The 11,632-nt window shown below is 36.8% G+C and carries 11 protein-coding genes; 5 read left to right on the top strand and 6 right to left on the bottom strand.

Annotation, left to right across the window (positions count from 1 at the left end):
- Positions 1 to 179: 179 nt before the first annotated feature.
- The 6 genes from ABYT26_RS13675 to lpcA all read right to left on the bottom strand — a co-directional run bounded on the left by ABYT26_RS13675 (position 180) and on the right by lpcA (position 6,181).
- Positions 180 to 989 (bottom strand): HNH endonuclease, encoded by an 810-nt coding sequence (locus ABYT26_RS13675; protein ID WP_372754828.1) that lies wholly within the window; start codon positions 987 to 989, stop codon positions 180 to 182.
- A 211-nt stretch (positions 990 to 1,200) separates the two neighbouring features.
- Positions 1,201 to 1,644 (bottom strand): hypothetical protein, encoded by a 444-nt coding sequence (locus ABYT26_RS13670; protein ID WP_372754826.1) that lies wholly within the window; start codon positions 1,642 to 1,644, stop codon positions 1,201 to 1,203.
- Positions 1,645 to 1,974: 330 nt separating this feature from the next.
- Positions 1,975 to 2,499 (bottom strand): GNAT family N-acetyltransferase, encoded by a 525-nt coding sequence (locus ABYT26_RS13665; RefSeq protein WP_372754824.1) that lies wholly within the window; start codon positions 2,497 to 2,499, stop codon positions 1,975 to 1,977.
- 215 nt (positions 2,500 to 2,714) lie between these two features.
- Entirely contained in the window at positions 2,715 to 3,386 is a 672-nt protein-coding gene (locus ABYT26_RS13660) for an inorganic pyrophosphatase (protein WP_372754822.1), read from the bottom strand.
- Between the two features lie 460 nt (positions 3,387 to 3,846).
- A complete protein-coding gene (locus ABYT26_RS13655) occupies positions 3,847 to 5,385 on the bottom strand; it encodes a YifB family Mg chelatase-like AAA ATPase (protein ID WP_372754820.1) in 1,539 nt (512 codons plus the stop codon).
- Between the two features lie 214 nt (positions 5,386 to 5,599).
- Positions 5,600 to 6,181 (bottom strand): D-sedoheptulose 7-phosphate isomerase, encoded by a 582-nt coding sequence (gene lpcA / locus ABYT26_RS13650; protein ID WP_372754818.1) that lies wholly within the window; start codon positions 6,179 to 6,181, stop codon positions 5,600 to 5,602.
- 132 nt (positions 6,182 to 6,313) lie between these two features.
- Between lpcA and ABYT26_RS13645 the strand changes: the two genes are divergently transcribed.
- From ABYT26_RS13645 to ABYT26_RS13625, 5 genes are all read left to right on the top strand, one after another.
- On the top strand, positions 6,314 to 7,120 hold the full coding sequence (locus ABYT26_RS13645) for an ion transporter (RefSeq protein WP_372754816.1): 807 nt from the start codon (positions 6,314 to 6,316) through the stop codon (positions 7,118 to 7,120).
- 242 nt (positions 7,121 to 7,362) lie between these two features.
- A complete protein-coding gene (locus tag ABYT26_RS13640) occupies positions 7,363 to 7,668 on the top strand; it encodes a hypothetical protein (protein WP_372754814.1) in 306 nt (101 codons plus the stop codon).
- Between the two features lie 110 nt (positions 7,669 to 7,778).
- The gene (gene mutL, locus ABYT26_RS13635) at positions 7,779 to 9,761 is read left to right on the top strand and encodes a DNA mismatch repair endonuclease MutL (protein WP_372754812.1); all 1,983 of its coding nucleotides are present in this window, start codon (positions 7,779 to 7,781) and stop codon (positions 9,759 to 9,761) included.
- A gap of 94 nt (positions 9,762 to 9,855) precedes the next feature.
- Complete coding sequence (locus ABYT26_RS13630) at positions 9,856 to 10,677, top strand: rhomboid family intramembrane serine protease (protein ID WP_372754810.1); 822 nt, start codon at positions 9,856 to 9,858, stop codon at positions 10,675 to 10,677.
- 21 nt (positions 10,678 to 10,698) lie between these two features.
- Positions 10,699 to 11,631: a rhomboid family intramembrane serine protease gene (locus ABYT26_RS13625; RefSeq protein WP_372754808.1), complete on the top strand. Its 933-nt coding sequence runs from the start codon at positions 10,699 to 10,701 to the stop codon at positions 11,629 to 11,631.
- Position 11,632: the final 1 nt, after the last annotated feature.

Here is an 11,632-nt window from a genome sequence, read left to right as displayed (position 1 = left end):
TGTAATTAATGAACCTTACAGACACACCGTAGCATGTCCTAAAAAATGAAATCAAAAATAATATTGGAACAATTTCAATTCAAAAAACGAAATCCCGTAGGGACACGCCCTTTTTAAATTCGGACACGACATGTCGTGTCCTGAACAAGCTTCAAAATCTTCTCTCCTAAATCAACGGACTATAAGTAACATTTACTATTATGTGCTTTTAAGAATAAATCATTAGGCAATCCCCTATCCGGCAAAAATATTTCCCGTCCTTCCAATTTGCCAAAATGGTTTTGGTAATAATCCTTGGTGCAATATTCTTTTAAATTTTTGGAGAGAATCATTCGATAATCCTCATCAAAACTGATCAGGTGTTGATCGAATGCTTTATCATAGAGAGCAGAAAGACAAATTCCATTTTCGGGGTTTAGTCGTTCAGCTTTATTTTCTGCCCAAGGTAATATGTGGCTAGCAATTAAAAGCTGTGGTAAATCAATACCTGTAACTGCACATTTGCTGTGGTAATTTGTGAGAATCATCTGGCGAAAGAAATTTTGATTCACCCGCGTTTTCACATATCGCTCTTTGGTTTCCCCAACTAGACCGCTCATTTCAGGTAGCTCTTTTTCATATTTCTTTTCGAGGCTGAGCCCTTCATATTCGGCCAAAATTCTTTCACTATGAAAAATAAGTCCTTCCCTGTCATTTTGAAATTTCTCAAATATTAAGCGGTCGTTCTTACCTGCATTCTTCATCCCTTTTATGCCTCTCGCTTTTAGGCTAGGATCGAAACTTGCCAAATTTGAAAGTTTTAACCCCAACGCACTTGGTGTTCTCCCAATTAATCCAGATAATTGAATAATTTGAGGATTCGATTTGGAAATTTTACCAAAAGGTATTTTACAGTAGAGGTTAAAGGCAAGAATGAGTTCTTCCTCGCTCCAATTAGGATTACGCATTCTAGTTGAGTTAGGTCGTTTAGGTTCTATCAAAAGTAACAAAAAATCATAATAAACTCATCCACATACTAAACTCTTACTATCAATATAAAAGTTCGAAATACACGTCGTAATAATACTTATTATGTAGCATTCCCCTTATTTTCTCCCGATCCGCACAAAATAATTTGTTACCAAAACCATAATGTAATTCATAAAAAATCCCTTTCTGCAAGAACAAAAAGGAAACTTAATTATAGGGGTTTGCATGGTTTTAAAATCCTTGACTGGCACCGATTATAATAGCAATTACAATACCAATTGGGTACATGGCTAACATCACAATGGTAAAAATTCCTATGAACTTGTAGTGCGATTTTAAATATTTCATCGACTCGCTTAGGGTAGCTGAACTACGCGAAATAAGGGCCGCCTTCGCCTTATTCGAAAAGCTAAGCAGAAAATAAATTGGGATGCAGTAAAGGAGAGCAATTAGTAGATAAACCAATCCCAATAGACTCATAGGGAATGGCATCATACTCCCCATTGTTCCTGCAAATGCAAATATAATAACAGCGATCAAAACCATAATTCCCATAAAAACGAATCCGACAATGGAGAGAAACTTTGCCCACTTACTGGTTTCACGCAAGTACAATTCGGCCTGAGCTTCTAAGAGTAATTCATTCTTACTTTCAGTGTTGTCTAATTTTTCCATAGATTAAATAATTTGCTTTATGATTTCAATTGAGTTATCTAAGTTATCTTTTATTTTAAAAGCACGGAATGAAAACAAGCAAATTGAAAAAAATTATGCTTGATCTACTTTTATGTTTGAAGAAATTTTTATTGATTTTCAAACTGAGAACCTTTTCAAATACATGTTTGGGTATTACTTTTCCCTATTTTACCTACAAACAACACAACTATAAGTTAGTATTTTACAAACTCGATTTGTAGCAAAAAAGAGAGCTTCCGATGTCTTGTGTTCGATCATCAAAAGCTCAAAAATATGGATGCAGTATAAATTTAGTTATTCTATGAACAATTATAAATCATTAACTTTTTTATACCAGGTAATCTCATCGCCCTGATACATAAATTTGTCCTCGAGGGTAAAACCAAGCTTATCTAAAATATGTTGCGATTTCACATTACTAATCAGAGTCATACTGAAAATTTCAGTAAATTTTAGTTCTGTAAAAGCATAACGAATAGCAGCTTTAGTAGCCTCGGTAACATATCCTTTTCCCCAATATTTTCTCAACAATCTAAATTTTAGATTATAAAAATCATGTTGACCGTTTTCATTTTCCTTTTCAAATTTAAAACCAGTCCAACCTACAAAATTTCCCGATTCTTTTTCTACAATGGCCCAACGACCTATGCCAATGTTTTTGTACTGATCGCGAATCGATTCAATCATTTTTTTACTTTGTGCAAGAGTACGGATGGGTTTACGACCTAAGAACTTATAAACTTCTGGGTCGGAATCCATCTCAAACATACTTTCAGCATCAGATGGTTGAATTTCTCTAAGAAATAGGCGCTCGGTTTCAAATAGTATTTTCATTGGTTTTCTCCTTTATTTAAATCAATAACAATATGCGTCTTAATCTCGTACATATCCAGCATTTGTCCAAATATTTCGTCAATAAAATCATAATTTAAAATGAAGACCCCATAATTTATCTTCTTTGATAACAAAAAAGCGATAATCCGTGAGAATTATCGCTTCCTGTTTACTACTAATTATCTTTAAATAATAATTATTATTTCTTTGTGAACTTACACGTGTTTTAAAATATCCTCCAAATTCTCAAATTTGGTTTTGTAATCGTTCATCGCATGAGTAATCACTTCCTTGGCTTCATCTGCCCCATAAATATGAGTAATTTCGGCCTCACTATCCAAACCTGGCATATCTTTATAAGTCAAAAAATAATGTTTCAAACGACCTACAACAACTTCAGAACAATCCGAAATATCCCTGTATGAGCCATAAGTCGCATCATTATCTAAAACTGCAATGATTTTATCATCGGCCTCGTTGCCATCAATCATTCGAAAACCACCAATAGGTCTCACCTCAGCAATAATATCGCCATGCGAAATTACTTTTTCGGTTAGCACACAAATATCCAAAGGATCCAAATCTCCTTCAATGCCTTCTTTACCCGATTTCTGGCTACAATAATTTCCTACCAAATGTCCACAATAAGTCTGAGGTAAAAATCCATACAAAGCTGGTACAACATTCGAATATTTCTGAGGACGATCAATCTTCAAGTAACCACTAGTCTTATCCACCTCATATTTAACTGTATCAGTAGGAACCATTTCAATAAAAGCCATTACCGAATTCGGTGCATCATCTCCTACATCAATACCATGCCATGGATGAGATTTGTAACGCAATCCCAATAATCTTGCGATAGGATCATTCAATTTATTTCCCATAGTAACTGTTTCTTTTAAAGCCTTGTTTTTAGCACAAGAATCTTAATTCTTTAGTTAAACAAATGTAACAAAACAATGGAAAAAACGCAGCAATCGGCTTTTTCTTTTCCCTTATTTCTCAAAATTGAGTGATTTACGCCATTATTTATTGGGGATTCCTTCCTTTCTGTCGGTCGGGTTTTTCATTCCAAATCCTCAGCCATGAACTCTCGCCAAATCACACTGCGGACTTTCCTTTTTCAATCCCGAAGCCAAACATCCATGCAAAAAATAAGGCTGCTACAATTTAACAATCAGAAAGTTTCCTGTTCAATACCTATGATTTGTTTTTGGGACAATACTACAGAACAAAACACATATTCACAAGCCATTCACTACAAAAAAGGGCATGCCATAGCATGCCCTTACTGATTCAAAAAAAATACAATTGGTAATAATAATTATCATTCCCAATTATCTTTCACCCTCCCCATCCGTCACGATCCAAACTTCGGTACTGAATGGCTTCAGCCAAATGATCGGTTTCAATATTTTCTGAGCCTTCTAAATCGGCAATAGTACGCGAAACTTTCAAAATACGATCGTAGGCCCTGGCTGATAAACCCACTTTTTCCATGGCCGTTTTTAACAATGCATTCCCCGCCTCGTTGGGCTGGCAATATTTACGCAATAACTTCGAACTCATTTGAGCATTACAATGAACACCTGGCTGATCTGCAAATCTTTTCTCCTGAATTTGTCGGGCTTTTTCAACCCTTGCACGAATCACCTCACTTTTTTCAGCCAAACGTTTTTCCGATATTTTTTCAAAAGATACAGGAACTACTTCTATGTGAATGTCTATTCGATCCAACAGGGGACCGCTAATCTTACTTAAGTATTTTTGAACCATTCCTGGCCCGCACACACAATCTCTATCTGGATGATTGTAATAACCACATGGACAAGGGTTCATGGAAGCAATCAGCATAGTACTAGCTGGATATTCTACCGTAAATTTGGCTCGCGATATGGTTATGGTTCTATCCTCGAGTGGTTGACGCATTACTTCTAAAACTGTGCGTTTAAATTCAGGCAGCTCGTCTAAAAAAAGCACTCCATTATGCGCTAAACTTATCTCTCCTGGCTGCGGATAAGTTCCACCACCTACCAAGGCCACATCTGAAATAGTATGATGCGGACTCCGGAAAGGACGTTGCGTCATAAGGGCACTATTTTTTTCCAAGGTTCCAGCAACCGAATGAATTTTTGTAGTTTCCAAAGCTTCCTGTAGAGTAAGTGGAGGAAGAATACCTGAAATCCGCTTGGCCAACATGGTTTTACCAGCTCCCGGAGGCCCAATCATTATAATGTTGTGACCACCCGCAGCAGCTATTTCCAAGGCTCTCTTCACATTTTCTTGTCCTTTTACATCCGCAAAATCGTGTGGGAAACTATTCAAATGTGCATAAAACTCAGCTCGTGTATCGACCTCGGTAGGAGGAATCTCGAGTTTTCCTTGTAAAAAGTCGATTACCTCTTTTATATTCTCGGCCCCAATTACATTCAACTTATTCACCACTGCAGCTTCGCGAGCATTGGCCTTTGGCAGAATTAATCCTTCAAATCCTTCTTCGCGAGCCTGAATGGCCATGGGCAAAACGCCTTTAATAGGAACCAAACTACCATCCAGCGATAATTCGCCCATTATAATGTATTTATCAAGAACTTCGCAGTTTATTTGTTCGGTAGCAGTTAATATGGCTATGGCCAAAGGCAGATCATAAGCCGATCCTTCCTTTCGAATATCGGCAGGTGCCATATTAATTATTATTTTTTTGCCGGGAATTTTATAACCTACTTCGCGCAAGGCGGAATCTATTCGCTGCTGACTTTCTTTTACGGCATTATCGGGCAATCCGACAAGAGAAAAACGAACTCCTGGGAAAACATTAACCTCAATTGTAATTGTAGTTGCATGAATACCATACACTGCACTCCCATAGGTTTTAACAAGCATATCAGTGAGTTTAACTAATGAACCAAATGATTTTATTAATATAACAATAATATCAAAACTAACCAAAACATAATTCCAATTATAGAATAATGTCCATTCACATTTGAGCATAAAAAAAAGATGCCAAATCGACATCTTTTCTGTATGGGACAGGTCGGTTAATTTCATTCTGTCCATTATCATAAGGCTTCGCTATGAAAAACGGCACCAATTTTTACACGTACTTCATTTTTGATTCAATGTATTGAATTAAGCAGTGAATTACCTTGATATGAATTTCCTGCACCCGATCGGAATACTGCATCCATGGCACCCGAATTTCTATGTCGCAAAGACTCGCCATTTCTCCTCCCGATTTACCAGTTAAGCCCACCACAATCATTTCTTTTTCCTTGGCAGCAGTTATGGCATTAATAATATTCGCTGAATTTCCCGAAGTACTAATTCCAAGCAAAACATCTCCTTTTTGCCCCATTCCTTCCACATATCTCGAAAAAATATAATCGAAACCATAATCGTTGGCCACGCAGGTAATATGACTTGGGTCGGAAATGGCAACGGCTGGCATCGAAGGTCTATCCTTGCGAAAACGTCCGGTCAACTCTTCGGCAAAATGCATGGCATCGCACATCGATCCACCATTTCCACAAGAAATCACCTTACCTCCTGCTTTTAGTGAACTTAGCATTGCCTCTCCAGCTTTTTCAATAGCCGAAAAATTTTGTTCATCGCTTATGAATTCATTCAAAACTTTTTGTGCATCCAAAAAGCTTTCTTTTATATCTTTTATACTCATCTTCTTCAAATTTTACTCAAAAGTATAAAAAAAAGCAATGAGAATCATTCTGCAACTGGCTTTTACCTGATGGTGGTACTTCCCATACTTTTTTAGTAAGTTTATAATCTAAACCTTTACTTAATTTATTCCATGAGTACGCTCCAAGATCAACTCTACGAAATTATATTCGAAGCCGACACTCGAATAGGAAAAATATTTGACCTAGCCTTGCTTATCGTCATTCTCTTAAGTATCCTTCTGGTAATCTTAGAAAGTGTACCTTCCATTGAAAGAGATTATCATTCTCTACTAAAAATATCCGAATGGATTATTACCGGCATTTTCACCATAGAGTACATTCTTCGAATTTGGATCGTTGAAAAACCCAAAGCCTATATTTTTAGTTTTTATGGCATTATCGATTTGCTCTCTGTTCTTCCTACTTACCTCGGTCTTGTAATAGCAGGAACACATGGATTCATGGTAATTAGAGCTCTACGTTTGCTTCGGGTTTTTCGGATTTTAAAACTCAATAGATACACCAAAGAAGGTGCCATCCTCGTTCGAGCACTTCGCCAAAGTCGAATCAAAATATCTGTCTTCCTTTTTGCTGTACTCACCTTAGTTATTATTATTGGCACCATCATGTATTTGATAGAAGGCAGTGAAAATGGATTCACCAGCATTCCGAGAGGTATTTATTGGGCGGTAGTAACTCTTACTACCGTTGGCTATGGCGACATATCTCCTGCTACATCACTGGGACAATTTTTTGCTAGCATAGTCATGATCATAGGTTATGCCGTTATTGCCGTACCTACCGGAATTGTTACCGCCGAACTCACCAAGCAATCATCAAAAGAAAAGTCGAATCAGGTATGCCCAAATTGCTTGGCCGAAGATCATGCTGAGGATGCTGCTTATTGCAGTCATTGTGGACACAAATTAAACAAATAAGCTTTTATTCATTGATTTACTATCCTTTTCCACCTTTATATTTTAGAATCTTTTAACAGATGGATCTGGACTTTTCGAAAAAAAAAGTCCGGAAAAATTCGGTATATTTGTACGTCTTTTGACAAAAAGTATTGCTTTTGCTGATTCTTTTGGCTTCTTACTGAAACTTTTTATAATTTAAGTAACAAAAGTATCTTCATTATACCTACAACAACACTTTAACTGGTATAAAACATTTTATCATGGGATTTACAAGTTTTTTTAATAAACCTGAACACAAGAGATTTAATATTCAACCCAGATATTGGGATCCTGCAAAAGAGGAAAGAGAAGACCGGGAAAGAAGGATTCGCGCAGAAATGGGATTGAAGGATGAAAATGAACAATACATTCCCAACATAAAAGGACGAATGAAAAGTGAATTGCGTCATGGAAAATTTGATTCAAATGGCGCAAGAAATAAGTCGAACATTAGATTGCTGCTAATTTTTGTCTTGCTTTCATTTGCAGCCTACATTTACCTTTACGGATGGGATGGAGTCCTTTAAATTTCTCCTTTCATAAATTTATTCTAGTCTTTTTTGATCAACTGAAAACAGACTGTTTAGATTTTACCGAACACATTACAAAAAATTAAACATTACAAGTAGAAATTTATATGTCGGATTTGATACAGATTCTGCCTGACAACGTAGCCAATCAGATTGCTGCAGGTGAGGTAGTTCAAAGACCAGCGTCAGTTGTGAAAGAACTTGTGGAAAATGCCATTGATGCTGGAGCTAACTCTATAAAAATCAACTTGAAAGATGCAGGAAGAACTCTCATTCAAGTAATAGATAACGGGTGTGGCATGTCGGTTACCGATGCACGCCTTGCTTTTGAACGTCATGCAACTTCTAAAATCCGAAAAGCAACTGATCTTTTCGCGATTCGTACCATGGGGTTTCGTGGTGAAGCACTTGCCTCGATTGCGGCCATTGCCAACGTGGAACTAAAAAGTAAACGCACCGAAGATGAATTGGGTACGCACATAAAAATTGATGGCTCCGAACTACTTTCTCAAGAAGCTTCTGCTTGTAGCGATGGTAGCAATTTTATTGTAAAAAACTTATTCTTTAATGTTCCTGCACGCCGAAAATTCTTAAAAGCCAATTCCACCGAGCTTCGCAATATATTAACCGAATTTCATCGGATTGTACTTTCACATCCCGAAATTTCATTTCAGCTTATTCACAACGATAGCGAAATTTACAACCTCCCAACTAGTCATATCCGCCAACGAATTATCAATGTTTTTGGCAAGAGTATGAACCAAAGATTAATTAGCATTAGCACCAACACTAGTATTGTTAATTTAACTGGCTTTATTGGCAAACCTAAAAATGCCAAGAAAAATCTGGGAGAACAATTCTTTTTTGTGAACAACCGTTACATGAGGCATCCTTATTTCCACAAAGCCATTATGCAGGCTTACGATAAAATATTGCCTCCTGAAACCATTCCACCATATTTCATCTTTTTCGAAGTCGATCCAAAAATTATTGACATAAACATTCATCCTACCAAAACAGAAATTAAATTTGAGGATGAAAGAGCCATCTACCAAATCATTCAGGCATCCATTCGCGAAGCTTTGGGAAAATTTAATATTGTTCCTTCCATCGATTTTGATGAAGACAACAGCTTAGAAATTCCAGTAGCAGGTAGTAATACCGAAGTTGAAGCTCCTATGATTAAGGTAAACCCTGAGTTTAATCCTTTTGAAGCTGATTCGAACTACAATCCTTTTGATGGTGAAAAAAGCTATAATCCTTTTGACGAGGAACGAAAATCTTTTGAATCAAACCAATTCTATCAGGAATTTAAAGCCAAAACTCCTCCTCCTGAAAGCCCAACAGCAAGAAAAGTAGTTCCTGAAAAATGGGAAACTTTATACGAAGAGCCTAAAAAACGAGAGGCGGATGAAAAAATAAATCAAGCAGCCATTCAGCGGGAAAATATCCCAGATTACTTTCAGCCTCAAGCCCAAAAACAACCCGTGGCACAAAAAAGGTTAGAGCCTCAGGAGAAAATCCAAAAGGCCAAGAATTTTTTCCAGCTGAAAAACAAATACATCCTCACGCCCATTCGCTCTGGTCTCATGATCATTGATCAGCGCAAAGCACACGAACGTATTTTGTTTGAAAAATTCATCAACTCACTTGAAAATCATCAGGGAATTGCACAACAGACTCTATTTCCACAAACCATAGAGTTAAATGCCTCTGATTACACTCTTTTGCAGGTTATTTTGGAAGATGTAAAAGCTTTAGGTTTTGATATTCGAGAATTTGGCAAAAAAACCTTTGTAATTAATGGTACTCCAGCCGATATTCAGAACTCTGATCCGAAAGAATTGGTAGAAAACTTACTCGCAAATTACAAATCAAACCAAATGGATGTGAAGCTAAAAATTCGAGAGAACCTGGCTAAATCATTGGCTAAAGCTTCGGCATTAAATTATGGAAAAACCCTTTCGAACGAAGAAATGAGTTCCATTATCGATCAGCTTTTCGCCTGTGCAACACCCAATTTTACGCCCGATGGGAAGCCAATTATTTCTGTTCTTGAATCACAAGAACTAGAGAGCAGATTTAAATAAGGTGACATTCTGTCCTGAATTTACCAATCTTTTCTCGCCAAAAATAAATGGTCTAACTATTGTTAGCTAATAATAAATCTTAAAATAAATTTGAATGAGTCAGTTTAGATCTCCTATACTTAATTTACCTCCGGTTGTAAAAAACCTAATTATAATAAATGTTTTAATGCTTTTAGGAAGCATGATCATAGGCGGCAGCTTTGGTTTTGATTTCGACAACCTATTGGCACTGCACTTTCCGGCATCGGAATATTTCAAACCACACCAATTCATTACCCACATGTTTATGCATGGTGGAATAGGCCACTTGTTTTTTAATATGTTCGCTTTATTCATGTTTGGTAGGGTATTGGAAGAGGTTTGGGGACCAAAGAGGTTTTTACTCTACTATATGGTTACCGGTCTTGGAGCTGCTGCACTTCACACTTTTGTAGGATGGCTAGATTACTCGTCGATGAAAGCTGCTGCAAACGCTTTTGCGAACACTCCAACACCAGATTTAATGCTCCAATTTATTCGTGAGCACATGGGCGCTGTACAACCTTGGGTAACCGATTTTGTAAATAGCTGGGCCGAGAATCCAAGCAATTCCTACGACATACAAAAGGCCACTGCCATGGTCAATCGAATGGTAATAGAAAATATTAATGTTCCAACAGTTGGTGCTTCCGGAGCTGTATTTGGCATTCTGTTGGCCTTTGGTATGTTATTCCCAAATACCGAATTAATGCTTTTATTTCCGCCCATTCCAATCAAAGCAAAATATTTTGTAATTGGATATGGTATTATCGAATTGTTTATGGGCGTTCAACATTCGAGTGGCGATAATGTTGCCCATTTTGCTCACTTAGGTGGAATGCTTTTCGGTTTTATCCTGATAAAGTACTGGCAAAAAAATTCGAAACGGTTTTATTAATAGTTAAATGTTTGAGTTTTCATGAGCATGAATTTCAACAATCCATATCAGTCTTACTCCCATCAAAACATTTGGGACGGAATTAAAGACTCGTTTAAAGAAGGAAGTAATTTAACCAAACTGATTTACGTCAATTTTGCTGTATTTCTATTGGTTAAAATTGTAGGCGTATTAAGTTTTCTTTTTAATCTTGAAAGCGCTCAAGTTCCTTTTCTTGTTTACTGGTTATCGGTACCTGCAGAAACAAGTGCTCTTTTAAGTAGACCGTGGACAATATTTAGCTATATGTTTTTGCATGAAGCATTTCTACATATCCTTATGAATATGCTTTGGTTGTTTTGGTTTGGTCGTATTTTCCTAAGCTATCTTGATCAAAAAAAGCTGGTAAGCATATATATTTTAGGTGGTTTAACTGGTGCCGCTACCTACATTTTTGCTTACAACTTATTCCCCGTATTCGAAAGTGCTCGATTTGGATCTTATGCTTTGGGAGCATCGGCATCGGTAATGGGAATTGTTTTTGCAACAGTAGCCTATGCCCCAAACCATTCTGTTCGCCTTATGTTTATCGGAGATGTGAAAATTAAATACATCGCCTTATTTTTTATTGCTACCGATATTTTAAGCATTCCAATGGGAAATGCAGGTGGTCATATTGCTCATTTGGGAGGCGCTTTTTATGGCTGGCTTTTCATCAATCAGCTACGGAATGGAAAAGACATTTCTTCTGCTTTTACCTCTCTCTTCGATTCTTTTTTGGGATTGTTTAAAACTCGCAAAATGAAAGTGAGCTATAAAAAAACCACCAATATGGATGATAAGGAATACAATAAAAACAAGAAAAAAAAACAGGAACATTTGGACCAGATTCTTGAAAAAATAGCCAAATCAGGCTACGATAGCCTTAGCAAAGAAGAAAAAGAAATCCTTTTTAAAAACAGTAATCAGAAATAAT

Origin of the sequence: Labilibaculum sp., assembly GCF_041595635.1 — a bacterium.
Classification (GTDB): Bacteria; Bacteroidota; Bacteroidia; order Bacteroidales; family Marinifilaceae; genus Labilibaculum.
Note: the sequence above shows the minus strand (reverse complement) of the source record. Positions and strands in the feature narration are given on the sequence as shown.

Bases quoted from the DNA above. Each gene is read 5' to 3' on its own strand.
- ABYT26_RS13670 (WP_372754826.1), bottom strand. From the start codon at position 1,644: ATGGAAAAATTAGACAACACTGAAAGTAAGAATGAATTACTCTTAGAA.
- ABYT26_RS13665 (WP_372754824.1), bottom strand. From the start codon at position 2,499: ATGAAAATACTATTTGAAACCGAGCGCCTATTTCTTAGAGAAATTCAA.
- ABYT26_RS13660 (WP_372754822.1), bottom strand. From the start codon at position 3,386: ATGGGAAATAAATTGAATGATCCTATCGCAAGATTATTGGGATTGCGT.
- ABYT26_RS13655 (WP_372754820.1), bottom strand. From the start codon at position 5,385: ATGCTTGTTAAAACCTATGGGAGTGCAGTGTATGGTATTCATGCAACT.
- lpcA (WP_372754818.1), bottom strand. From the start codon at position 6,181: ATGAGTATAAAAGATATAAAAGAAAGCTTTTTGGATGCACAAAAAGTT.
- ABYT26_RS13645 (WP_372754816.1), top strand. From the start codon at position 6,314: ATGAGTACGCTCCAAGATCAACTCTACGAAATTATATTCGAAGCCGAC.
- ABYT26_RS13640 (WP_372754814.1), top strand. From the start codon at position 7,363: ATGGGATTTACAAGTTTTTTTAATAAACCTGAACACAAGAGATTTAAT.
- mutL (WP_372754812.1), top strand. From the start codon at position 7,779: ATGTCGGATTTGATACAGATTCTGCCTGACAACGTAGCCAATCAGATT.
- ABYT26_RS13630 (WP_372754810.1), top strand. From the start codon at position 9,856: ATGAGTCAGTTTAGATCTCCTATACTTAATTTACCTCCGGTTGTAAAA.
- ABYT26_RS13625 (WP_372754808.1), top strand. From the start codon at position 10,699: ATGAGCATGAATTTCAACAATCCATATCAGTCTTACTCCCATCAAAAC.